At 68.8% G+C, this 23,598-nt stretch carries 18 protein-coding genes; 12 read left to right on the top strand and 6 right to left on the bottom strand.

The window, feature by feature from the left end:
* Window positions 1-2 precede the first annotated feature (2 nt).
* A complete protein-coding gene (locus AC1RAA_RS10275) occupies window positions 3-7,175 on the top strand; it encodes a prealbumin-like fold domain-containing protein (protein WP_492729658.1) in 7,173 nt (2,390 codons plus the stop codon).
* Window positions 7,176-7,191: 16 nt separating this feature from the next.
* Here the strand turns inward: AC1RAA_RS10275 and AC1RAA_RS10270 are convergent, their stop codons facing one another.
* Window positions 7,192-7,974: an IclR family transcriptional regulator gene (locus AC1RAA_RS10270; RefSeq protein WP_062481672.1), complete on the bottom strand. Its 783-nt coding sequence runs from the start codon at window positions 7,972-7,974 to the stop codon at window positions 7,192-7,194.
* A gap of 140 nt (window positions 7,975-8,114) precedes the next feature.
* Here AC1RAA_RS10270 and AC1RAA_RS10265 point away from each other — a divergent pair, with 140 nt between their 5' ends.
* The 9 genes from AC1RAA_RS10265 to AC1RAA_RS10225 all read left to right on the top strand — a co-directional run bounded on the left by AC1RAA_RS10265 (window position 8,115) and on the right by AC1RAA_RS10225 (window position 16,848).
* Entirely contained in the window at window positions 8,115-9,122 is a 1,008-nt protein-coding gene (locus tag AC1RAA_RS10265) for a TRAP transporter substrate-binding protein (protein WP_492729660.1), read from the top strand.
* 155 nt (window positions 9,123-9,277) lie between these two features.
* A complete protein-coding gene (locus tag AC1RAA_RS10260; RefSeq protein WP_492729662.1) occupies window positions 9,278-10,342 on the top strand; it encodes a ThuA domain-containing protein in 1,065 nt (354 codons plus the stop codon).
* Between the two features lie 91 nt (window positions 10,343-10,433).
* Window positions 10,434-12,659, top strand: a complete 2,226-nt coding sequence (locus AC1RAA_RS10255; protein WP_492729664.1) for an outer membrane protein assembly factor BamB family protein — start codon at window positions 10,434-10,436, stop codon at window positions 12,657-12,659.
* A 35-nt stretch (window positions 12,660-12,694) separates the two neighbouring features.
* Window positions 12,695-12,769 carry a pyrroloquinoline quinone precursor peptide PqqA gene (gene pqqA / locus AC1RAA_RS10250; protein ID WP_013539171.1) on the top strand — a complete coding sequence of 25 codons (75 nt, stop codon included), beginning with the start codon at window positions 12,695-12,697 and terminating at the stop codon, window positions 12,767-12,769.
* A 58-nt stretch (window positions 12,770-12,827) separates the two neighbouring features.
* Window positions 12,828-13,748: a pyrroloquinoline quinone biosynthesis protein PqqB gene (gene pqqB, locus AC1RAA_RS10245; protein ID WP_492729666.1), complete on the top strand. Its 921-nt coding sequence runs from the start codon at window positions 12,828-12,830 to the stop codon at window positions 13,746-13,748.
* Window positions 13,749-13,752: 4 nt separating this feature from the next.
* Window positions 13,753-14,490: a pyrroloquinoline-quinone synthase PqqC gene (gene pqqC / locus AC1RAA_RS10240; RefSeq protein ID WP_070059766.1), complete on the top strand. Its 738-nt coding sequence runs from the start codon at window positions 13,753-13,755 to the stop codon at window positions 14,488-14,490.
* Window positions 14,487-14,756, top strand: coding sequence for a pyrroloquinoline quinone biosynthesis peptide chaperone PqqD (pqqD, locus tag AC1RAA_RS10235; RefSeq protein WP_062481654.1), 270 nt, complete (start codon window positions 14,487-14,489; stop codon window positions 14,754-14,756). Before pqqC ends, pqqD begins: the two co-directional genes overlap by 4 nt.
* Window positions 14,701-15,903 carry a pyrroloquinoline quinone biosynthesis protein PqqE gene (pqqE, locus tag AC1RAA_RS10230; RefSeq protein WP_492729669.1) on the top strand — a complete coding sequence of 401 codons (1,203 nt, stop codon included), beginning with the start codon at window positions 14,701-14,703 and terminating at the stop codon, window positions 15,901-15,903. The genes pqqD and pqqE overlap by 56 nt, the downstream gene beginning before the upstream one ends.
* 12 nt (window positions 15,904-15,915) lie before the next feature.
* Window positions 15,916-16,848: an alpha/beta fold hydrolase gene (locus AC1RAA_RS10225; protein WP_492729671.1), complete on the top strand. Its 933-nt coding sequence runs from the start codon at window positions 15,916-15,918 to the stop codon at window positions 16,846-16,848.
* On the opposite strand, the gene AC1RAA_RS10220 is transcribed toward AC1RAA_RS10225, so the two are convergent.
* From AC1RAA_RS10220 to AC1RAA_RS10200, 5 genes are read right to left on the bottom strand one after another with little or no spacing between them, the layout of a single operon-like run.
* A complete protein-coding gene (locus AC1RAA_RS10220; RefSeq protein WP_492729673.1) occupies window positions 16,829-18,235 on the bottom strand; it encodes an ELWxxDGT repeat protein in 1,407 nt (468 codons plus the stop codon). The genes AC1RAA_RS10225 and AC1RAA_RS10220 overlap by 20 nt on opposite strands.
* Window positions 18,236-18,239: 4 nt before the next feature.
* Window positions 18,240-19,520, bottom strand: coding sequence for a TRAP transporter large permease (locus tag AC1RAA_RS10215; protein ID WP_492729675.1), 1,281 nt, complete (start codon window positions 19,518-19,520; stop codon window positions 18,240-18,242).
* A complete protein-coding gene (locus AC1RAA_RS10210) occupies window positions 19,517-20,083 on the bottom strand; it encodes a TRAP transporter small permease (RefSeq protein WP_062476567.1) in 567 nt (188 codons plus the stop codon). Before AC1RAA_RS10210 ends, AC1RAA_RS10215 begins: the two co-directional genes overlap by 4 nt.
* Window positions 20,080-20,541, bottom strand: a complete 462-nt coding sequence (locus AC1RAA_RS10205) for a type II 3-dehydroquinate dehydratase (protein WP_492729677.1) — start codon at window positions 20,539-20,541, stop codon at window positions 20,080-20,082. The genes AC1RAA_RS10210 and AC1RAA_RS10205 overlap by 4 nt, the downstream gene beginning before the upstream one ends.
* A gap of 28 nt (window positions 20,542-20,569) precedes the next feature.
* Complete coding sequence (locus tag AC1RAA_RS10200; protein ID WP_492729843.1) at window positions 20,570-21,553, bottom strand: TRAP transporter substrate-binding protein; 984 nt, start codon at window positions 21,551-21,553, stop codon at window positions 20,570-20,572.
* 196 nt (window positions 21,554-21,749) lie between these two features.
* On the opposite strand from AC1RAA_RS10200, the gene AC1RAA_RS10195 reads away from it, so the two are divergent.
* Window positions 21,750-22,532, top strand: coding sequence for an IclR family transcriptional regulator (locus AC1RAA_RS10195; protein ID WP_062476577.1), 783 nt, complete (start codon window positions 21,750-21,752; stop codon window positions 22,530-22,532).
* Window positions 22,533-22,578: 46 nt separating this feature from the next.
* Window positions 22,579-23,598, top strand: coding sequence for a TRAP transporter substrate-binding protein (locus AC1RAA_RS10190; protein WP_492729679.1), 1,020 nt, complete (start codon window positions 22,579-22,581; stop codon window positions 23,596-23,598).

Genomic DNA, 23,598 nt, shown 5'->3' with positions numbered 1-23,598 from the left:
CCATGATGCAAAGCAGAACGAGAAACGAAGCGGGCGGGATGGCGCGGCTCGGCGGGGTGTTGAAGGGCGTGCTTGCCGCGACGGCCTTGTGGCTGTTTGCCATGCCGGGTGCGCAGGCTGCAACCGCTACGTGCACGCCGCAGTCGGGCTACAACAGCTGCGTGACCTTCACCCATTCGGGCTCGGCGCAGACCTTCACGGTGCCTGCGGGCGTGTCGTCGGTGCGCGTCACGATGTGGGGCGCCGGCGGCGGCGGCTCCACGGCGGCCGGCGGCAACTCGGCCAACGGGGGCGCCGGCGGCTTCGCCGACGGCACCGTGTCGGTCACGCCCGGCACCGCCATGGCGGTGACGGTGGGGCAGGGCGGGCAGAACGGGGGCACCGGCGCGACTTACGGCCGCGGGGGCGGCGGCGGCAATGGCGCGAACGCGGGCGTTGCCGGTTCGTCGGGCGGCGGCATGAGTGCGCTGTGGAACGGCGGCACGGAGTTTTCGGCGGCCGCCGCGCGACTGATCGCGGGCGGCGGCGGCGGCAGCGCCTTCTGGACCGACGTCGGCAGCCCGGTGCCGGGCGGCGGCGGTGGCACCAACGGCGGCTCGTCCACCGGCACGGGCGGACGGGGCGGTACCCAGGCCGCCGGCGGTGCGCGCGGCACCCCGAGTGCGGGGACCGTCGCGGCCACCTGTCCGGCTGGCACTGACGGCAGCGCCTTGCAGGGCGGCACCGGGTGCTCGGCGGTCGGTGGCACCCCCCTCCAGTACGAGGGCGGCGGCGGCGGTGGTGGCGGCTGGTTCGGCGGCGGCGGCGGCATGGCCCAGTGCAGCAACACGCCCAATCCCGTCTCGGTCGGCTGTTCCTACAACGGACCGGGCGGCGGCGGTTCGGGCTTCATCGGCACGGGCGTGACCGGCGGCGTGATCACCGCGGGAGCGGACGGCAGCTACTCGGCGGCTTCCAACCCGGCCAACCAGGGCAACACGCTCTACCAGGGCGGCGTCGGCGTGGGCGGCGCGCGCGCTTCGCTGACCGGCTCCACCGGCGGCAACGGCCTCGTCGTCATCCAGTTCAACGTGGTCAGGCTGCAGCTCGCGAAGGCCTGGTCGGCCGGCAGCAACACCGGCGACGTGGCGAGCATTGGCGCCTCCACGGGCGGTACCAACTTCTTCGGTGCCAGCAACACCTCGGCCTTCACCTCGACGGCCTCCACTGCCGCCTCCAGCTCCGTCGTGGGCGTGAACATCGGCAACGTCATCACGCTGCCCGCTGAAACACTGACCACCGGCACGCTGGCGAACTACAACACCGTGCTGTCATGCACCGTGAACAGCGGCACGATGGCCAGCACGTTGAGCGGCACCAACGGACAGGTGTCGAACACGCTGACGATCGCCCTCGGCGACATCGGCAAGGACATCGTCTGTACCTACACCAACACGCGCAAGACCGCGACCCTGCAGCTGGCCAAGTCGTGGAACCCCATCAGCGTGACGGGCAACGTGGCGAACATCGGCGCCACCACGGGCGGCGCGGCCAACACCGCGGCGTTCTCGTCGACGGCGCCGACGGCCAACACCAGCGCGACCGTGACCGTCGCGGCCGGCAACACGATCACCTTCCCCGCGGAAACCATGAACGGCGGCGTGCTGCCGAACTACACGACCGTGCTGTCGTGTACCGCCGGTGGCGGCGCGACGGCCAACAGCCTGAGCGGCACCAACGGCCAGGCGACCAACACGCTGCAGATCGGCGCGGGCGACGCGGGCAAGGCCATCGTCTGTACCTACACCAACACGCCGAAGACCTCCACGCTGCAGTTGGTCAAGTCGTGGGGCGCCAACAGCTTCACGGGCAACGTGGCGAGCATTCCGGCCTCCACGGGCGGCACCAACAACACCACGGCCTTCACGGCCACGGCCCCCACGGGCGCGAACAGCGGCACCGCCGTGACCGTGGCCACGGGCAACACGATCACGCTGCCGGCCGAGACGATGTCGCCGGGCACGCTGGCGAACTACAACACGGTGTTGGCGTGTACCGCCGGCGGCGGTGCCACGGCCAATGCGCTCAGCGGCACCAACGGACAGAACAGCAACACGCTGCTGGTCGGCGCGGGCGATGCGGGCAAGGCCATCGTCTGTACCTACACCAACACGCCGAAGACGGCCACGCTGCAGATCGCCAAGGCCTGGGGCGCGAACAGCATCGCCGGCAACGTGGCGAGCCTGGGCGCGAGCACGGGCGGCGCGAACAACACCGCCGCCTTCACGGCGACGGCGCCCACGGGCGTCAACAGCGGCGCGGCCGTGACCGTGGTCGCCGGCAACACCATCACCTTCCCCGCGGAAACGATGCCGACGGGGACGCTGGCGAACTACAACACCGTGCTGGCCTGTACGGCCGGCGGCGGCGCCACGGCCAATGCGCTCAGCGGCACCAACGGGCAGGTCACCAACACCTTGCTGATCGGCCCGGCCGATGCGGGCAAGGCGATTCTCTGTACCTACACCAACACGCCGAAGACGGCGACGCTGCAGATCACCAAGTCCTGGGGCGCCGGCGCCATCAGCGGCAACGTGGCGAGCATCGGCGCGAGCACGGGCGGCGCGAGCAACACCACGGCGTTCACGGCGACCGCGCCCACGGCGGGCAACAGCAGCACGGTGAACGTGGTGGCGGGCAACACCATCACGCTGCCGGCCGAGACGATGCCCACGGGTTCGCTCGCGAGCTACAACACGGTGCTGTCGTGTACGGCAGGGGGCGGCGCCACGGCCAACGCGCTGAGTGGCACCAACGGGCAGAACAGCAACACGCTGCTGATCGGCGCGACCGACGCGGGCAAGGCCATCGTCTGTACCTACACCAACACCGGCAAGCCCGCGACCCTGACCCTCGCCAAGCGTTCGCTCGGCGGCGTGGCCGGCTTCGACTTCACGGGCACCAACGGCGTGGCGGCGCACACCATCACCACCACCGTGGCCGGCACGGCCGTCAACGGGCCGCTGCAGACGCTGACCGCGACGGGCACGGCGACCACCTTCACCGAAACCTACACGCCGGCCACGGGCGTGCCCGACTACGTGATCACCGACGTCAGCTGCACGGGCATGGGCAGCGGCGGCACGGTGACGCGCGGGACCGCGCAGAACACGAACCAGTTCACGCTGAATGCCGCGGCGACGGTGGCGGGCTCGAACATCGTCTGTACCGTCACCAACGCCAAGGCGCCGACGGTGCAGCTGCGCAAGAAGTGGGTCAACGCGCTGGTCAACGACGCCTTCACGCTGACCGCCTCGGGCACGGTGCACCCGAACCACAACATCGGCTACGCCTTCAACCTGCAGGCCACGGCCAACACGCCCAACGAGACCGACACCGGCGGCGCGCAGCGCGTGGCGGTGGGCGACACCGTGACCCTGTCGGAGACGCCGTTCGGCACCAACGCCGGCTCGTACACCGCCAGCGCCTGGAGCTGCACCGGCGGCGGTTCGCTCAGCGGCAACCTGCTGACCCTGGGCAACGCCGATGCGGGCCTGCCGATCGTCTGCGAGATCACCAACACCGCGAAGACGGCGACCGTCACGCTGGCCAAGACCTGGTCGGGCGCGATCGTCAACGACGCCGTGAACGTCACCGGCACGGGCCTCACCACGCTGGCCTCGGTGGCCAACACGGCCGCCGAGACCGACACCGGCACCGCGCAGGCCGTGCCCGTGGGCAGCGTCATCACGCTGGCCGAGAGCTTCACCACCGGCAGCGCCGCCAACTACACCAGCGCGCTGAGCTGCACCGGCACCAGCGGGCTGTCGGGCAACACGCTGACGGTGGGCGCGGCCGACACGGCCATCGTCTGTACCTACGCCAACACGCGCAAGACGGCGGCGGTGACCTTGTCCAAGAGCTGGAGCGGCGCCATCGCCGGCGACAAGGTCAACCTGACGGTCAGCGGCAGCGCCGCCGAAGTGACAGGCGCGACCGCCGGCACGTCGACCGCGCCGGCCACCACCACCAACGCCACGGCCACCGCGGCCAGCGGCGCCACGGTGACGCTGGCCGAAGCCTTCACCACCGGCAACGCCGCCAACTACACCACCACGCTGGCCTGTACCAAGGTGTCGGACGGCAGCGCGGTGACGGTGAGCGGCGGCGGCCTGAGCCGCAGCTTCACCATGCCGTCGGACAGCGCCGTGAACTGCGCCTACACCAACACGCGCAGGACCGCGACGCTGCAACTGACCAAGGCCTGGAGCGCCGGCAGCACCACGGGCAACGTGGCGAGCATCGGCGCGACCACGGGCGGCGCGAGCAACACCGCCGCGTTCACGGCGACGGCGCCGACGGCGGGCACCAGCGGCACCGCGGTGTCGGTGGCCGCGGGCGACACGCTCACCTTCCCGGCCGAGACGATGACCACGGGTACGCTGGCGAACTACACCACCGTGCTGTCGTGTACCGCCGATGCCGGCGCCACGGCCAACACGCTGAGCGGCACCAACGGCCAGGCCAGCAACACGCTGGTGGTCGGCGCGGGCGACGCGGGCAAGGCCATCGTCTGTACCTATACCAACACACCGAAGACGGCCACGCTGCAGATCGCCAAGGCCTGGGGTGCGAACAGCATCGCCGGCAACGTGGCGAGCATCGGCGCGAGCGCGGGCGGATCGAGCAACACCACGGCCTTCACTGCGACGGCGCCCACGGGCGCCAACAGCGGCACGGCCGTGACCGTGCAGGCCGGCAACACGATCACGCTGCCGGCCGAGACGATGGCGCCGGGCACGCTGGCCAACTACACCACGGTGCTGGCCTGTACGGCCGGCGGCGGCGCCACGGCCAACGCGCTCAGCGGCACCAACGGGCAGAACAGCAATACGCTGCTGGTCGGCGCGGGCGACGCGGGCAAGGCCATCGTCTGTACCTACACCAACACGCCCAAGACCGTCACCGTGCAGCTGCGCAAGGCCTGGAGCGCGGACAGCACGAACGGCGACGTGGCCAGCATCGGCGCCACCTCGGGCGGCAGCAGCAACACGTCGGCATTCACCGCGACGGCGCCCACCGCCAGCAACAGCGGCGCGGCGGTGTCGATGGTCGTCGGCGGCACGCTCACGCTGCCGGCCGAGACGATGACCACCGGCTCGCTCGCGAACTACAGCACGGTGCTCGCCTGTACCGCCGACGGCGGCGCCACCACCAACGCGCTGAGCGGCACCAACGGCCAGGCGAGCAACACGCTGGCGATTGCCGCGGCTGACGCCGGCAAGGCCATCGTCTGTACCTACACCAACGCGAAGAAGACCGTCACCCTGCAGGTGCGCAAGGCCTGGGGCGCGAACAGCGAAGCGGGCAATGTCGCTAGCATCGGCGCGACCACGGGCGCGACCAACAACACGGCCGCGTTCACCGCGACCGCACCCACGGCCGGCAACAGCGGCGCGGCGGTGGTGGCGGCCGTGGGCAACATCATCACCTTCCCCGCGGAAACGATGCCCACCGGCACGCTGGCCAACTACACGACCGTGCTGTCGTGTACCGCCGACGGCGGCGCAACAGCCAATGCCTTGAGCGGCACCAACGGCCAGGCCAGCAACACGCTGGTGATCGGCGCGGGCGACGCCGGCAAGGCCATCGTCTGTACCTACAGCAACAACCGCCTGCCGACGGTGCAGATCCGCAAGCAGGCGCTAGGCGGCACGGGCACCTTCGCGTTCAGCGGTACCAACGGCTTCGGCTCGGACAGCATCAACGTCTCGGTGTCGGGCTCGACGGTGGTGGGCACCATCAAGACACTCACCACGGCCAACACGCAGACGGTGCTGACCGAAGTCGCGGCCTCGATGCCCGGCGGCTTCGCGTTCTCGGGCGCGACCTGCACGGGCCTGGCGGGCGGGGCGACGGCGGCCGTCGATCTGGTGGCGGGCACCGTCACGCTGCCCGCGGCCGGGCTGACGAACGGCACGGCGGTGGTCTGTACCTTCACCAACACGCTCGCGGCCATCGTGAGCGGCCGCGTGTTCCTGGACAACGGCGTGGGCAGCGGCACGGCCAACGACGGCATCGTCAACGGCGGCGAGGGCCCGCTGTCGGGCGTGAGCGTGCGGCTGACCAACTGCGGCGCCACCGTGTACGCGAGCGCGCTCACGGACGCGTCGGGTGCCTACAGCCTGAGCGTGCCGGCCGGCGCGGCCACGGGCTCGGCGATGTGCGTGGAAGAGTCCAACCCGGGCACGCGCGTGTCCACGGGCGCCTCGGTGGGCAACGTCGCGCTGCCCTCGGGCTCGGCCGTGGCCGCGGCCGGTGGCACCTACACCTACACGCGCACCGGCACGCCCGACCGCATCGCCTTCAGCTGGAACGGTACGGGCCACGCCAACCTGAACTTCGGCGACGTCGACAACAGCGCCTTCGCGACCGACGGCGCCAAGACCGGCCTGCCGGGCAGCACCGTGACCTACGCCCACACCTTCACGGCCGGCACGGCAGGGCAGGTGCGCTTCAGCGTGGCGAGCGAGACGGCCACGCCCGCCATCACCGGCTGGACGACGAAGGTCTTCGCCGATGTGGGTTGCACCGGCAGCCTGCAGGCCGGCGCGGCGCAGCTGTACCCGCCGAGCGCGGCGGCCACGCCCGTGGCCTTCGCGGGCAAGGTCTGCGTGATCGTGCAGGAGTTCATTCCCGCCACGGCGCCGCTGGGCTCGAACAACAAGGCGACGATCCGCGCCGACTTCACCTACACCAACGCCAGCCCCTCGCTCAGCGGCAGCTTCACGCTGGACGACCTCACGACGGTGTCGGGCGTGGCGCTGGAGCTGAAGAAGGAAGTGCGCAACATCACGCAAAGCGGCACCTTCGGCGTCAACAACCAGGCCAAGTCGGGCGAGACGCTGGAGTACCGCATCACCTACACGAACAACGGCGACGCACCGATCCGCAGCATGGTCGTGAACGACATGACGCCGGGCTACACGACCTTCGTGAGTGCGACGACGGGCACCACGCCGGCGTCGCTCACGGGCTGCGTCAAGACCACGCCGGCGAACGCGCCGCCTGCGGGCGCGGTGGCCTGCACCACCGTTCAACCCGCAGGGGGCACGGGCGCGATCGACTGGCGCTTCACGGGCACGGTCGAGCCGGGCGGCACGGGCTTCGTGCTGTTCCAGGTGAAGGTCGACTAAGGACCTGGCGGGGCCTTCAGGCCCGGCGCTTGAACAGCGCGGACGCGCCGCTGGCGCGCGCCACGTCGTCCGCCGCGGCCAGCAACTGCGGGCCCAGCGCGAGCATGCGTTCTTCCGTGAGCCGCACCAGCGGCCCCGCGATGGTGATGACGCCGATCACGCCGCCATGCGCACCGCGCACCGGCGCGGCCATGGCGGTCATCGCGGGGGCGAACACCTCGTTGATCATCGAGAAGCCGCGCTTGCGCGTGGCGCGCAGGAACACCAGCAGCGCCTTCACGGTGGTCGGTGCTTTCGGGCCGAAGTCTTCCGGCTGGCCGAAGCCCTGCTTCGCGACGAGTTGCAGCGCCTGTTCGTCCGTCATGGTCGAGAGCCAGGCGTGGCCCGCGGAGCTGCATGAGAGGTTCACCGACAGGCCCATGTCCGGGTCGTAGCGCAGCCCGCGCGTGGCGCCTTGCGCCTTCGCGACGAAGGTGAGCTCGTCGCCGTCGACCACCGCCAGCCGCACCAGTTCGCCCGATGCGACCGCGAGCCGGTCGAGCAGCGGCTGCGCCACGTCGACGATGCCGCTGTTGCTCAAGAAGCTCAGGCCCAGCGACACCAGCTTGATGGTCAGCATGTAGTCGCCATGGCTCTGGTCCTGCCGCACATAGCCGTAGCGCACCAGTTCGCTCAGCAGGCGGTGGGTGGCGCTCAACGGCATTTCCAGCTCGGCAGAAAGCGCGGAAAGCGCACGGCCCTCGGGGTGGCCGGAGAGGTGTTCGAGCACCTTGAAGCTGCGTTCGAGTATGGCTGTCATGAGACGACTCTAGCATTTTGCCAAGTGTTTTCACTAGTAGAAAGATTTTCCACTAAATCGATAAGATCGCGCCGCCAGGAGTCGGAGCGCGTGTGAAGCGCCCCGGCATGGACCGCTCAATCGCACGCTGGAGAACAACTTTGAGAACGCTTTACCGCTCGCTGGCCACCGCCGGCCTTGCCCTCGCCCTGGTCGTTCCTGCTGTTGCGCAAGCGCAGCAGGAGCGCGTGATCCGCTTCGGCCACCTGAACAACGCCGACCATCCCGTGAGCTTCGGCGTCAAGCGCTTCGCCGAGCTGCTCTCGGCCAAGAGCGGCGGCAAGATGAAGGTCCAGGAGTTCCCTGCCTCCCAGTTGGGCAACGAGATGCAGCAGCAGTCGGCGTTGCAAGGCGGCGTGCAGCAGATGTCGGCGCCGGCCACCACGTCGCTCGCAGGCATCGTCAAGGAGTTCGGCCTCGTCGACTTCCCCTTCTCGGTGAACAACTTCGCGCAGGCCGATGCACTGCTCGACGGCCCGTTGGGCCAGGCCCTCATCGCCAAGCTCCCCGAGAAGGGCCTCGTCGCCCTGGGTTACTGGGATCTCGGGTTTCGCAACGTCACCAACAGCAAGCGCCCCATCGCCAAGCCTGAAGACCTCGAGGGCTTGAAGATCCGCGTGATCCCCAACCCCGTGTTCCTCGAGACCTTCAAGGCCTTCAAGGCCAACCCCGTGCCGATGCCTTTCGCCGAGCTGTACGGCGCCCTCGAAGCCAAGGCAGTCGATGGCCAGGAGAACCCGTATGCGGTGATCCTGTCGAACAAGTTCTACGAAGTGCAGAAGTTCGTGAGCGCGACGAACCATGTCTACGCCGCCAACATCGTGCTGGTGAGCAAGAAGTTCTGGGACTCGCTCACGCCGGCCGAGCAGAAGATGATGAACGACGCGGCCAACGAGGCTCGCGGCTATCAGCGGCAAGTGAGTCGCGCCGCCGCGCAGAAGGCCGTGGGCGACCTGCAGGCCAAGGGCGCGCAGTTCAACGAACTCTCACCAGCTGAACAGAAGCGCATGCGCGACATCGCCAAGCCTGTCGTCGACAAGTTCGCCGCCCAGTACGACCCCGCCATCGTCAAGCTCTACAACGACGAGCTCGCACGCATCCGCAAGTAGCGCGCCCCCACGGCTGACGACGAATTCTTTCCTCGTTCCCGCCGGCAATTTCCGTCACTCCCACGTCTGCGCCTGCCGCCACCCGCGGCGCAGCGACACGTGCTGGGCGCGTGCGCCCGTCCGATTCCGCCATTGACCACCAAGAGGAGACTCCGTTGACACATCCCAGATCCATTCCCTTCGGACTTGCATCGGCCGCCGCGCTCGCGCTGGCATTGACTGCCTGCGGTGGAGGCGACGGCGGCGGCGGCGCGGCCTTGCCGATCCTGCCCGTGGCGCCTGCGCCTGCTGCATCGGCGCCGCCGCCCGCGCCGACCGACGAAGTGCCGGCAACGCCCACCGAGCCGGTGGCCGAGGTCGACGACAGCTTCGACGAGTACTACAACGTCTGCCGCGGCACCAACCCCAAGTGCTACAACGACTGGGGCGCGTTCGCCACCACGCCCGACCGCGTGCTGATCTACTCGCGCACCGCCGGCCCGCGCCATGCCGTGCTGGGCACGCCGATGGCGGCCGGCCTGAACCCGGCGATGAACACCGACAACGTGATGCAGGCAGGCCTTGTGCGCATGTTGTCCGCCGAGGGCATCACGGTCGACTGGACCGAGGACGTGGCCGTGCTGGGCAGCCGCATCAACAACTACAAGGCGATCATCTTCGCGAGCTCGAACCGCGACACCTTGTGGAACGGCGCCGTGAGCACCAGCCAGGACGCCGCGCGCACCGCACTGCGCAACTACATGCGCCGCGGCGGCGGCTTCGTCGGCCTGCACAACGCCTTCGGCGCCGAATACAACTGGCCCTACTACGAAGGCCTGCTGGGCAACGCGAACTTCTACAACCACGGACCGAACCGCGCGGGCGATGTCGAGATCGTCTCGGACGACCCTTCGACGAAGGACGTGCCCAAGCGCTTCTCCTTCCAGGACGAGTGGTACAACCTGATGCCCTTCCCGACGAAGGTGAAGTTCCTGGCCAAGGTCGACACCTCGACGCTGAAGCCGCTCACCTCCGCGCCGCATCCCGGCCACGCCGACTTCCATCCGGTCGCCTGGTGCCAGTACTACGACGGCGGCCGCGCATGGCTCACGACCCTCGGGCACAACGCGCACTCGTTCACCGCCGACCTGTCGGGCGTGGGCGCCATCGAGTTCCAGAAGCTCGTCGTGCAAGGCGTGAAGTCGGCGATGGGCCTGACGCCTTTCTGCACCACTGAGTAACCACGACCTCCCGGGGCCGGTGCGGCGCCGTGTGCGCGCCACCGGTCGTTTCGAACATCCCTGTTCCAACGTTCACCGAGTAGAGACATCCATGAAGAAAAAATCATTGGTCACGCTGTTGATCTCGTGCGGCGTGCTTGCATCGCCGTTGCTGATCACCGCCTGCGGCGGCTCCAGCGGCGGTGGCGGCACGCCCGTGCTGCCCGTCGTGCCGGCCCCTGCGCCGCCGCCGTCTGCCGGCACACCGCCGCCCGCATCGCCGCCGGCTGCCGCCGCACCCGCGGCCGACCTGTCGGACTGCTGCACCGCCGGCGACAAGGACTTTCCGAAGGTCGGCGGCAACCTGGGCAACCAGAACTATTCGAGCCTGCGCAAGATCAACAAGGGCCTGGTCACGCAACTGGGCGGCGCCTGGGTCAACCAGATCGAAGGCGGCATGACCACCGGCAACAACCAAAGCACCACCGTCGTCGTCGACGGCGTGCTCTACATCGAGTCCGCACTGGGCAACGTGGTCGCGGTGGACGGCAAGACCGGCGTGACGAAGTGGAAGTGGACCACGCCCTACGGCAGCATCACCCGCCGCGGCGTGGCCGTCGCCAAGGACCTGGGCCTGGTGTTCACCGTGGCCACCGGCAACCGCCTCGTGGCGCTGCGCACCGACACCGGCGCCGTCGAGTGGATCAAGCAGTACCCGACCAGCAGCACCGACCCCGACTACAAGGGCGCGCTGCAGAAGGTCGCGCTGGTCTACCACGACAAGCGCCTGTACCTGGGCACCAACGATGGCAACCGCGGCGCCGCGTTCTCTGCCGACGCGCTCACCGGCAAGGTGCTGACCACCTTCTGGGGCGTGCCCCGCGCGGGCGAACTCGGCTACGACACCTGGGGCGGCGCGCCCGACACGGCACGCACCGGCGCCACGCCGTGGATCCATCCCGCGGTCGATCCCGAGCTGGGCCTGGTGTACTGGACCTTCGGCAACGTGCGCGGCGGCTCGTCGCAAGACGGCTCCTCGCGCCCGGGCCAGAACCTGTTCGCCAATTCCATCGTCGCGCTCGACCTGAAGAGCGGCGAGTACAAGTGGCACTTCCAGTCGGTGCACCACGACATCTGGGACATGGACAACGTGATGTCGCCGGTGCTCGCCGACGTGAAGATCGACGGCAAGGACCGCAAGGTCGTCATCTACGGCAGCAAGACGGGCATGTACTACATCCTCGATCGCAAGGACGGCAGCGCGCCGCTGGGCATCGACGAAGTGCCCGTGAAGCAGGACGCCCGCCAGGCCAGCTGGCCCACGCAGCCCCTGCCGCGCCAGGGCGCCTGGACCGAGACCTGCATCGTCGACCAGCCGCTGGGCACGGCCATTCCGGGCGACCCCAACCGCGCGGTGCCCAACTACACCAAGGGCTGCCTGTACGACGCGCACTGGGACGTGCCGATTCTTTCCATCCCGGGCCACGGCGGTGGTGCCAACTGGAACCACCAGTCCTTCAGCCAGCGCACGGGCCTGGTCTACACGGGCATGGGCTACGTGTCGGCAGCGCATTCGCTCAGCGAGTCGAGCAACGGCCTGCGTCCGCCGGGCACCTACATGACCGGCGCGGTCGTGGCGGTGGACCCGAGCACCAACCTCGTCAAGTGGAAGAAGCCGCTGCCGTACTCGGTGGCGCACGGCAACGGCATCCTGAGCACAGCCTCCGACCTGCTGTTCATCGGGCAGCCCGACGGCAACCTGCTGGCGCTCGATGCGCAGGACGGCACCGAGCTGTGGCGCTTCCAGACCGGCGCGGCGATCAGCGCGAGCCCGGTCTCCTACGAGATCGACGGCGAGCAGTACATCGCGGTGTTCTCGGGCGGCACCAGCATTCCGTACGGCGACTCGGCCCCACGCGGCGACCGGCTGTGGGCCTTCAAGGTCGGCGGCGCGGTGACCGCGGCCGCCACGCCGACGCCGCCCGTGGTGCGCCGGCCCGTGTCGGGCCAGGCGGTGGAGGGCGCGGCACTGCCGACGCCGAACACCGTGTTCCTGGCGCGCGTGCAGACGGCGGCGAACGAGCCGGGCGCGACCGAATCGACGGCCGTCAACGCCATGACGCCGACCTTCATGCGCGTGCCTGTCAACACCGCCGTGACCTTCACCAACCCGAGTACCAACGCCAACACCCACTGCGCCACGCAGTTCTTCGAAGGGCGGTTCAATTTCAGGCTGACCCCGGGCCAGTCGCAGACCCACACCTTTGACACGCCGGGCGAATACTTTTACAACGACTGCCATAGCCCGCGCCCGACGGGAAAGATCGTCGTCTATTGATATGTCCTTAACCCCAACCCTGAAGGAGCAATGCGATGAAATGGTGCAAGCCTGAGTTCGAAGAAATGCGTTTCGGTTTCGAAATCACGATGTACATCTCCGCTCGCTGAGAGCGCAGACCCACGGCACCGGCCTTGCGCCGGTGCCGTGTTTTTTTGTTGGGCCCCCATGAAGATTCTGGTGCTGGGTTCGGGAGCGGGCGGTGGCTTCCCTCAATGGAATTGCAATTGCCGCCTGTGCGCCGGCCAGCGAAGCGGGCAGGTGCGGGCCACGCCCCGCACGCAGAGTTCGATCGCCGTGTCGGCCGATGGCGAACGCTGGATTCTGCTGAATGCCTCTCCCGACCTCGGCGCGCAACTGCGCGCCTCGCCGGCCCTGTGGCCGCGCCACGGCCTGCGCCATTCGCCGATCGAGGCGGTGGTGCTGATGGATTCTCAAATCGACCACGTCGCAGGCCTGCTGAGCCTGCGCGAAGGGCAGCGGCTGCAGCTGTACTGCACGCCCGAGGCCCATGACGACCTCACCGGCAGCCTGCCGCTGCTGCGCACCCTCGACAGCTACTGCGGCGTGACCTGGCACCCGTTGTCGCTCGAGCCCGGCGGCGGTGCCTGGCACGACATCGCCGGGCTGCGGCTGCAGGCCGTGCCGGTGCCCGGCAAGGCGCCGCCGTATTCGCCGCGCCGCCAGACCGAGGCGCGCAGCGAGAACGCCGCGGTGCTCATCGAAGACCCCACCACCGGCAAGCGAGTGCTCTACGCGCCGGGCCTGGCGCAGGTCGGCGAGGCCGAACGCCGCAGCCTCGACGCCTGCGACTGCGTGCTCGTCGACGGCACCTTCTGGACCGAGGACGAAATGGTCGCGGCCGGGCTCGGCAAGAAGCACGCGGCCGACATGGGCCACCTGCCGCAATGCGACGGGCCGCACGGCCCCGGCATGCTGCAGGCGCTCGACGCCTGCGCAGCGCGGCGCAAGGTGCTCATCCACATCAACAACAGCAACCCCATCCTGGACGAAGACGGGCCACAGCGCGCGCAACTCGTGCGCCGCGGCATCGAGGTCGCGTTCGACGGCATGGCCCTGGAGATCTGAACACGTGACCCAAGAGACACAAGGCCCATGGTCCCCGCAGGAGTTCGAAGCGAGGTTGCGCGCCATGGAGTCGCGCTACCACAGCCACCACCCGTTCAATCGCCGGCTCAACGCGGGCGAGCTGCAGCCCTTCCAGGTGCGCGGCTGGGTGGCGAACCGCTTCTACTACCAGTGCCGCATCCCGGTGAAGGACGCCGCCGTTCTGTCCAACTGCGACGACCGCGCCACGCGCCGGCGCTGGGTGGTGCGCATGCTCGACCACGACGGGCACGGCGACCATGAAGGCGCCAACGCGGGCGGCATCGAGATTTGGACCCGCCTGGGCATCGCCACCGGCCTGGCGCGCGAGGTGCTCGAGTCGCACGCGCTCGTCGTGCCCGGCGTGCGCTTCGCGGTCGATGCCTACGTCAACTTCGCGCGCACGGCGCCGTGGCAGGAGGCGGTGATTTCGTCGCTCACCGAGATGTTCGCGCCGCGCATCCACAAGGACCGGCTCGCGGGCTGGCCCACGCACTACCCGTGGATCGACACCTCGGGCCTGGACTACTTTCGCAGCCGCATTCCGCTGGCCGACCGCGACGTCGAGCACGGCCTCGAGGTGGCGATGCAGTGGTGCACCACGCGCGAGCGGCAGCAGCGCGCGCTGCACATCCTGGGCTTCAAGCTCGACATCCTCTGGGCCATGCTCGACGCGATCGAGAAGGCTTATCCCGACGACCTTCCGAAAGACCAGCAGCCATGACCGCATGGACCGACGATGCCCAGCCGGCGCTCACCTCGATCTACCGCATGCAGTGGGAAGAGGCGCAGCAGTGCCACGTGCTGCTGTTCCCCGAGGGCATGATCAAGCTGAACGGGCCGGCGGCCGAGATCCTCCAGCGCTGCGACGGCAAGACCTCGGTGGCCGCACTCGTGGCGGACCTGGAGCGCACCTTCGGCGAGAGCGACCTGCATGCCGACGTGCTCGAATTCCTGGAGCAGGCCCGTGGACGCCACTGGATCCGCTGAGGTGCAACCCCGCGCCGTGGCCAAGCCGCCGCTGTGGCTGCTGGCCGAGCTGACGTACCGCTGCCCGCTGCACTGCGCCTTCTGCTCCAACCCGGTCGACTACACGCGCTACCGCGAGGAGCTGGACACGGCCGAATGGATTCGCGTGTTTCGCGAGGCGCGTGCGATGGGCGCGGTGCAGCTGGGCTTCTCGGGCGGCGAGCCGCTGCTGCGCGACGACCTGCCCGAGCTGGTCGCGGCGGCGCACGAGCTCGGCTTCTATACCAACCTGATCACCTCGGGCGTGGGCCTCACGCCGCAGCGCGCAGAGACGCTCAAGCGTGCGGGGCTGGACCACATCCAGCTGTCGTTCCAGGACTCGAGCCGCGAGCTCAACGACTTCCTCAGCTCCACGAAGACCTTCGACCTCAAGCAGCGCGTGGCCCGCACCATCAAGGACCTCGGCTACCCGATGGTGCTGAACTGCGTGATGCACCGCTACAACCTGCCGCACGTGGGCCGGATCATCGAGATGGCCGAGGCGATGGAAGCCGACTTTCTCGAACTCGCGAACGTGCAGTACTACGGCTGGGCCTGGCGCAACCGCGAGATGCTGATGCCCTCGCGCGAGATGCTGGCCACGGCCGAGGCGGTGGTGCAAACCCATCGTCCGCGCCTGGACGGCCGCATGAAGATCCTCTGGGTGGTGCCCGACTACGCAGAAGGCAAGCCCAAGCCCTGCATGGCGGGGTGGGGCAGCGTGTTCCTCGTGGTCGCGCCCGACGGCGTGGCGCTGCCGTGCCACAGCGCGCGCATGCTGCCCGGGCTCGACTTTCCCAATGTGCGCGAGCACAGCATCCGCAGCATCTGGCAGGAGAGCCCGGCCTTCGGCGCCTACCGCGGCACGGGCTGGATGAGCAGCACCTGCCAGAGCTGCGACGAGAAGGAGAAGGACCATGGCGGCTGTCGCTGCCAGGCCTTCCTGCTGACGGGCGACGCGGCGGCCACGGACCCGGTGTGCCCGAAGAGTCCGCGGCATGAAGAGGTGGAGGCGATGGTCAAGGCGGCGGGTGATCCGCGCGACGTCGGCACGCCGATCCGCTTCGTGCCGGGCGCGCGGCGTGCGGGCGAACTCGTCTTTCGCACCGACGCGAACGCGCTGAGCTGAGAACACGCGCCGATGACGATCACCCATCGCCTGCCTCTGGACGGCGGGCATGTGATGCACGTCGAGGAGCACGGCAATCCGGCAGGCCTGCCCGTGGTGGTGTTGCACGGCGGACCGGGCTCGGGCTGCTCGCCGCTGTTGCGCCGGGACTTCGACCCGGCGCACTACCGCATCGTCTGCCCCGACCAGCGCGGCTCGGGCCTGAGCACACCCACCGGATCGATCACGCACAACACGCTCGCCGATCTGCTGGCCGATCTGCGTCTGCTGCGCGCGCACCTGCGCATCGATCGATGGCTGGTGGTGGGCGGCTCGTGGGGCGCCACGCTGGCGCTGATGCATGCGCTCGACGCACCGGAGGCCGTGGCGGGCCTGCTGTTGCGCAACGTGTTCCTCGCGCGCGAGAGCGACATCCACGTGCTCTTCGCCGGGGCCCTGCAGTACGACGGCCCTGCATGGCGCGCGCTGTGGAATGAGGCCAACGACAGGCAATGCCCGGTGACGGTGCCGATAGCCGAGGTCTTCGCGCACGGCACCTGGGCGCGGCAGTGCGCGCTGACACGCTGCTGGTTCGACTGGGAACAGCGCCTCTCCACCGGTGGCGCCGCGCCGCCGATCGACGAGGCGATGCTGCCGCGGCTCGTGGCGCGCTACCGCGTGCAGAGCCATTACCTGCGGCATGGCTGCTGGCTCGATGCGCCTACGCTGCTGCAGCGCTGCGCCGCAATGCCTGCAGTGCCCACGCTGATCGTGCACGGCACGCAGGACGCGCTGTGTCCGCCCGAGGGTGCGCAGGCATTGGCGCAGGTGCTGGGCGCGCCGCTGCAGTGGGCGCAGGGCGCGGGCCACGACCCGACGCATCCGGCCATCGCCGCGGCCATGCAGCAGGCCTTGCGCGACTATGCGGCCACGCAGGCCTTCGGTGTCAGCGCAGCCTCGCCTTGAGCGGATCGCCGATCAGCGTCACCCGGCCGTCCTTGCGGTGTGCCCACAGCCGGTCGTTGCCATGGCCGTCGTCAGCCACGAAGAGCACCGCGTCACCGATCGCACGAAAGCCCAGCGGCATCGCGTGGCGTTCGCCGGCGGCCAGGTCGGCCACCGCACGCGTGCCGGCCGGCGTGCCGTCGCTGATCCACGGCTCGACGCCCCGGCCACCGCCGCCGTTCGCCGCGAACCACAGGCGCGCCCCGATGACGGCGAAGCGTGCCGGTGAGCCGTTCTCCGCGCCTGGCGCGATGTCTTTCACGCGCACCGTGCCCGCCGCCGTGCCGTCGCTGCGCCACAGTTCCGCACCCGACACGCCGTCGGTCGCCGCGAAGTAGAGCTTGCCGCCCATCACGGCGATCGCGCTCGACATGGCGCCGCCCGGGCCGGGGCGGATGTCCCTCACCAGCGTCGTGCCCTTCGCGGTGCCGTCGGTCTTCCACAGCTCGATGCCGTGCACGCCGTCGTCGGCCGAGAAGTACAGCGTGCGGCCCAGCGCTGCCAGGTGCGTCGGCCGCGAGGGCGCGGCGCCCGGGCGCAGGTCTTTCACCAGCTGCGTGCCGTGTGCAGTGCCGTCGCTCTTCCACAGCTCGGCGCCGTGTTCGCCGTCGTGCGCGGTGAAGTAGAGGTCGTTGCCCACGGCCGTGAGGTTCTGGATGCCCGCGTCCTCGAGGCCCGGCCGGATGTCCTTCACGAGGCGCGTGTGCTCGGGCGAGCCGTCGGTCACCCAGAGTTCGTGGCCCTGCGCGCGCGTGGTCGCGGTGAAGAACAGGCGCGGGCCGGCCACGGTGAGCTGGCGGGTGAGGGCGCGCGGCCCGGCATCGACGGCGGACACGCGCGTGGTGCTCTTCGCATCGCCCGTGGTCTTCCACACCTGGAAGCCGGTCTGGCCGTCGTCGGCCACGAAGTAGAGCGCGTCGCGGAACACGGTCAGCTCATTGGGCATCGCGCCTTCCTCGCCGGGGCGCAGGTCGATCACCTGCGTCGTGCCGGCGGCGGTGCCGTCGGTGCGCCAGAGCTCGAGCCCGCTCGCGCCGTCGGTGGCCGTGGTGTAGACGTGGCCCTTGAACGCGACCTGACCGGCAGGGAACGACCCCCGGAAGCCCGGCCGGATGTCTTTCAACAGGGTGGTGCCGGCGTTGCTGCCGTCGGTGACCCACAGCTCCTGGCCCGTCGTGACATGGAAGGCGCTGAAGACCATCTTGCCGCTGCCCAGCGGCGCGAGGCCGGAGGGCGCGATGAAGGCCAGCCGCTGGCGCTGCTCGGGCAGCACTTCGCGTTCGGGGTCTTGTGCAGCGGCGGGCAGGGCGGTGAGCAGGGCGAGCGCGGTGAGGAAAACGGCGCGCATCGGCTCAGCCCCCGAACCACCGCGCCGGCACGATCACCAGCTGCGGAAACGCCACCATCACGAACAGGATCGCGAACTCGGCCAGCATGAACGGCACCACGCCGCGCGTGACGTCGTCCATCGAGATCCTGCCGACGCCGGCCACCACGTTGAGCACCGTGCCCACCGGCGGCGTGACGAGACCGATCGAGTTGTTGATGATGAACAGCACGCCGAAGTACACGGGGTCGATGCCGGCCGCCTTCACCACGGGCATGAGCACCGGCGTGAGGATGAGGATGGTGGGCGTCATGTCCATCGCCGTACCCACCACCATCACGAGCACCATGATCGCGATCATGAGCAGCATCTGGTTGCCCATGAACGGCTGCAGCATGCCCACGATCTTGGAGGGCAGGTCGGCCACCGTGATGAGCCAGGCGCTCACCATCGCCGCGGCGATCAGGAACATCACGATGGCGCTGGTCTTGGCTGCACTCACGAAGATGGCGTACAGGTCCTTCCAGGTGATCTCGCGGTACACCACCGTCGACACGAACAGCGCGTACACGGCGGCCACCACCGCGGCCTCGGTGGGCGTGAACACGCCCATGCGCAGGCCCACGAGGATGATCACCGGCAGCATCAGCGCCCACAGCGCGTTGCGGAAGGCGGCGGCAATCTCGGCCGACGACTTGCGCGGCGGCGGCACGATCTTTTCGCGCCGCACCAGCCAGGCCCAAGTGATCCACAGCGCGCCGCCGATCAGCAGCCCCGGCACGATGGCCGCGAGAAACAGCTTGGAGATCGACACGTTGGCCGCCACGCCGAAGATCACGAGGCCGATGCTCGGCGGGATCACGGGGCCGATCACGCCGGTGGCCGCAATGAGGCCGGCCGCGCGCGGCTTGTCGTGGCCCGCGCGCACCATCATCGGCAGCAGCAGCGCGGTGAGCGCGGCGGCGTCGGCCACGGCCGAGCCCGAGAGCGCCGACAGCAGGCAGCCCGCCATGATGGTCACGTAGCCCAGGCCGCCCTTCACGTGGCCGACCAGCGCGAGCGCGAAGTCGACGATGCGCTTGGACAGCCCGCCCACGTTCATGATCTCGCCCGCGAGCATGAAGAAGGGCACGGCCAGCAGCGGAAAGCTGTCAGCGCCGCCGATCACGTTCTGCGTGAGGATCTGCGCGTCGAACAGGTCGAGGTGCCACATCAGCGCGACACCGCTGGCCAGCAGCGAGAAGGCGATGGGAATGCCCATCGCCATGGCAAGCAACAGCGAGCCGACAAAAACAGCGATGGTCATGGCCGTGCCCCCGGTTCCTTGGCGTCTTGCGAACCCAGGATCTGCTGCAGCTGCACCGCTTCTTCCGATTCCTGCACCATCACCAGTTCATGGTCGGCGATGCGCCCCGTGAGCAGACGCAGCAGGTCGAGCGCCAGGATGAGCCCGGCCAGCACCGAGAACACGATGCCCGCCGCGTAGACGATGGCCATCGACGCGCCGGTGACGGGCGCCGTCACGTCCCAGTTGATGCGCGCCTGCGCGATGCTGCCTTGCAGCAGCAGCCAGACGATGTAGAGCATGACTGCATGGCCGACGGCCAGGCAGATCTTCTTGCCGATGGGGGGCAGCTTCTGCACCACCATGTCCACACCCAGGTGGCCGTGCTCCTTCAGCGCCACCACGGCGCCCAGGAAGGTCATCCAGATGAAGAGCCAGCGCGAGATTTCCTCGGACACCGTGATGCCCGAGTTGAAGCCGTAGCGCAGCACCACGTTGCCGAACACGAGCACGACCATGACCGCGAGCGCGGCCGCGATCAGCGCCTCGATGCCGGTGCAGCACCGGTCGAGCCAGCGGGTCATGCGGAGACCTGTGCTTGCGCTTGCGCCTGGCGCTGCATGTCGACCAGCGCGCGCAACGCGGCCAGGTACGACAGCGGGCCCAGGCCCTGGACCGTGCCCTTCACCGCCGGCGAGATGATCGAATGCGCGCGCCATGCCTCGCGCGCGGCGATGTTGGACATGTGGACCTCGATGGTCGGGAACGGCATGGCCTTGATCGCATCGTGCAACGGCACGCCGTGCTGCGTGAGGCCGGCGGGGTTCACCAGCGCGCCCTGCGCATCGTCGATGTGGGTGTGCAGGAAGTCGATCAGGTCGCCTTCGTGGTTCGACTGGATGGTGTCCAGCGTCACGCCGAGTTCGACGGCGAGGGCCTGCAGCTGCGCGTTGATTTCGGCGAGCGTGGTCTTGCCGTAGATGTGCGGTTCGCGGCGACCGAACAGGTTGAGGTTGGGGCCGTGGAGAACGAGGATCTTCATGGGGAGCTTCGGTGAGGGACGGGCTGGCCTACTTGCGGATGCGCACGAGCTCGTCGTTGTAGAGCTTGACGATGGCGGGGTCGTACTGGGCTGCGAACTTGTCGACGACGGGCTTGGCGATGTCGCGCATGCGCTTTTGTTCGGCGGCGCCGAGTTCGTTGAACTGCGCGCCCTTGGCCTGCAGGTCGCCCACGGCCTTCTGCGCGGCGGCGCGGCTGACCTGGCGCTGGTAGCCGCGCGCCTCGTTGGCCGCGTCGTTCATCATCTTCTGCTCGGCCGGCGTGAGCGAGTCCCAGAACTTCTTGCTCACCAGCACGATGTTGGCGGCGTACACGTGGTTGGTGGCGCTGACGAACTTCTGCACTTCGTAGAACTTGTTCGACAGGATCACCGCATAGGGGTTCTCCTGGCCATCGACTGCCTTGGCTTCGAGGGCGCCGTACAGCTCGGCGAAAGGCATCGGCACGGGGTTGGCCTTGAAGGCCTTGAAGGTTTCGAGGAACACGGGGTTGGGGATCACGCGGATCTTCAGACCTTCGAGGTCTTCAGGCTTGGCGATGGGGCGCTTGCTGTTGGTGACGTTGCGAAAGCCCAGGTCCCAGTAGCCCAGGGCGACGAGGCCCTTCTCGGGGAGCTTGGCGATCAGGGCCTGGCCCAACGGGCCGTCGAGCAGCGCATCGGCCTGGGCGAAGTTGTTCACCGAGAAGGGGAAGTCGACGAGGCCGAACTCCTTGACGATGCCTGCGAGGGACGTGGTGGCCGGTGCCGACATCTGCTGCACGCCGCCCTGCAGGGCCGACTGCTGCTGCATCTCGTTGCCCAACTGCGAGGCGGGGAACTCCTGGACCTTCATCTTGCCGCCGCTCTTGGCCGAGAGCAGCTCGGCAAAGCGCTTGACGCCGAAGCTCACGGGATGGTCGGCGTTGTTCAGGTGGCCGAAGCGGATCACGCGCTCCTGCTGCGCCCACGACGGGGCGGTGAGGCCGGCGCACAGGCCGGCCACGGCAAGCATACGAAGAAGTTTCACGAAGGGTCCTCAGGCAGGAAGGAAGAAAGGGGGAAGGAAAAAATGCCGGACGGAGGCGATCGTATTTTTGTTGGAAAGAATTTCCATAATGGAAATCCCTTCCCCGAGTTCTGATACGCTGGCGGACCCTGAGTGGCGGGCCGCATCGCCCGCGTTGACGAGACGACATCTGGAGGACGAAATGAGCGGAATACTGGAACGCAGCTTCAAGGTGCTGGAACATCTGGCGGAGCATCCCGAGGGGTGCGCGCTGTCGGCGTTGGCCAGCGAATTGCAGATTCCATTGAGTGCATCGCACCGATTGCTCGCGGAGCTCATCCGCTGCGGCTACGTGCGGCAGGAGGCGCGCGACGGCCACTACGTGCTGACCATCAAGCTGGTCTCGATCAGCCTGTCGTTCCTCAGCCGCTCGGGCATCGTCGACATCGCGCAGCCGCTGCTCGACCAACTGGCTTCGACCTCGGGCGAGCTCGTGCGCCTGGCGGTGGTCGACGGCGAAGACCTGACCTTTGTCGCGAAGGCCCAAGGCGCCACGCATGGCCTGCGCTACGACCCCGACATGGGCTTGTCGGTCGCGCTCTCGTGCAGCGCAGCCGGGCATGCGTGGTTGTCGACCATGGGCGAGGACGACGCGATGGCGCTCGTCGCCAAGAAGGGGCTGGGCAAGCCCGAGGACTACGGCCCCAAGGCCCCCACGTCGCTCAAGGCCGTGATGGCTTTCGTGAAGGCGGCGCGCCAGCGCGGCTTCAGCATGATCAACGAGGTGTTCGCCCCCGCGATGACCGCCATGGCCGCACCCGTGTTCGGCGCCGACGGCACGGCGATCGGGGTCGTCACCATCGCGGGCCCGTCGGTGCGGCTCACGCCGCAGCGCATGGAAGCGCTGGGGCCGGCGCTGTGCCAGGCCGCCGAAGAGGTGGCGCGCGCCAGCGGGGCCTCGGCGTTGTTCAAGAAGAGGGCGTAGGCCCAGCCGTTTGCACCATCCCCAACAAAGAGAAGGAGACATCACCATGAAGACGAAGCATTCGAAGCGCACCCTGCTGCTGGCCGCCATGGCGGCGGCCCTTGCGTTCGCCGCCCCTGGTGCGTTCGCGCAGCTCAAGGAGCGCACCATCAAGTTCGCGTTCCAGAACCAGGCCGGCCATCCGCAGGCGCAGGGCGCGCAGAAGTTCGCCGACCTCGTGGCCGCGAAGTCGGGCGGCAAGATCACCGTGAAGCTGTTCCCCGGCGGCACGCTGGGCGGCGACCTGCAGACGGTGTCGGCGCTGCAGGGTGGCACCGTGGAGATGACCGTGCTCAACGCCGGCATCCTGTCGGCGCAGGTGAAGGAGTTCGCGGCCTACGACTTCCCGTTCCTCTTCAACAGCGGCAAGGAAGCCGACGTCGTCACCGACGGCCCCTTCGGCCAGAAGCTGATGGCCAAGCTGGAGGACAAGGCGCTGCACGGCCTGGGCTACTGGGACCTGGGCTTTCGCAACCTGACGAACAGCAAGCGTCCGATCGTCAAGGCCGACGACATCGCGGGGTTGAAGATCCGCGTGATCCAGTCGCCGATCTACATCGACATGTTCAGCGCACTGGGCGCCAACGCCACGCCGCTGCCGTTCCCCGAGCTGTACCCCGCGCTCGACCAGAAGGCGGTCGACGGCCAGGAGAACCCGAACACGACCATCCTGTCGTCCAAGTTCGCGGAAGTGCAGAAGTACATCACCCAGACCCGCCACATCTACAACCCGCAGGCGCTGCTGATCAGCCGCAAGACCTGGGACGGCATGAGCGCCGACGAAAAGAAGATCGTCAACGAGGCCGCCGCCGAGGCGACCGTGTTCCAGCGCCAGGCCTCGCGCGGCGCCGCCGACAGCGCACTCGATGCGCTCAAGAAGGCCGGCATGACGGTCTCCGAACTGCCGCCCGAAGAGATGGCGAAGCTGCGCGCCAAGGTGAAGCCGGTGATCGACAAGTACACGGCCTCGGTCGGCGAGGCCACCGTCAAGGAACTGATGGCCGAGATCGAGAAGGCGCGCAAGTAG

The organism is Variovorax sp. GW823-FHT04F07 (genome assembly GCF_058795995.1).
Note: the sequence above shows the minus strand (reverse complement) of the source record. Positions and strands in the feature narration are given on the sequence as shown.

Bases quoted from the DNA above. Each gene is read 5' to 3' on its own strand.
- AC1RAA_RS10275 (WP_492729658.1), top strand. From the start codon at position 3: ATGATGCAAAGCAGAACGAGAAACGAAGCGGGCGGGATGGCGCGGCTC.
- AC1RAA_RS10270 (WP_062481672.1), bottom strand. From the start codon at position 7,974: ATGACAGCCATACTCGAACGCAGCTTCAAGGTGCTCGAACACCTCTCC.
- AC1RAA_RS10255 (WP_492729664.1), top strand. From the start codon at position 10,434: ATGAAGAAAAAATCATTGGTCACGCTGTTGATCTCGTGCGGCGTGCTT.
- pqqB (WP_492729666.1), top strand. From the start codon at position 12,828: ATGAAGATTCTGGTGCTGGGTTCGGGAGCGGGCGGTGGCTTCCCTCAA.
- pqqD (WP_062481654.1), top strand. From the start codon at position 14,487: ATGACCGCATGGACCGACGATGCCCAGCCGGCGCTCACCTCGATCTAC.
- pqqE (WP_492729669.1), top strand. From the start codon at position 14,701: ATGCCGACGTGCTCGAATTCCTGGAGCAGGCCCGTGGACGCCACTGGA.
- AC1RAA_RS10225 (WP_492729671.1), top strand. From the start codon at position 15,916: ATGACGATCACCCATCGCCTGCCTCTGGACGGCGGGCATGTGATGCAC.
- AC1RAA_RS10220 (WP_492729673.1), bottom strand. From the start codon at position 18,235: ATGCGCGCCGTTTTCCTCACCGCGCTCGCCCTGCTCACCGCCCTGCCC.
- AC1RAA_RS10215 (WP_492729675.1), bottom strand. From the start codon at position 19,520: ATGACCATCGCTGTTTTTGTCGGCTCGCTGTTGCTTGCCATGGCGATG.
- AC1RAA_RS10210 (WP_062476567.1), bottom strand. From the start codon at position 20,083: ATGACCCGCTGGCTCGACCGGTGCTGCACCGGCATCGAGGCGCTGATC.
- AC1RAA_RS10205 (WP_492729677.1), bottom strand. From the start codon at position 20,541: ATGAAGATCCTCGTTCTCCACGGCCCCAACCTCAACCTGTTCGGTCGC.
- AC1RAA_RS10200 (WP_492729843.1), bottom strand. From the start codon at position 21,553: ATGCTTGCCGTGGCCGGCCTGTGCGCCGGCCTCACCGCCCCGTCGTGG.
- AC1RAA_RS10195 (WP_062476577.1), top strand. From the start codon at position 21,750: ATGAGCGGAATACTGGAACGCAGCTTCAAGGTGCTGGAACATCTGGCG.
- AC1RAA_RS10190 (WP_492729679.1), top strand. From the start codon at position 22,579: ATGAAGACGAAGCATTCGAAGCGCACCCTGCTGCTGGCCGCCATGGCG.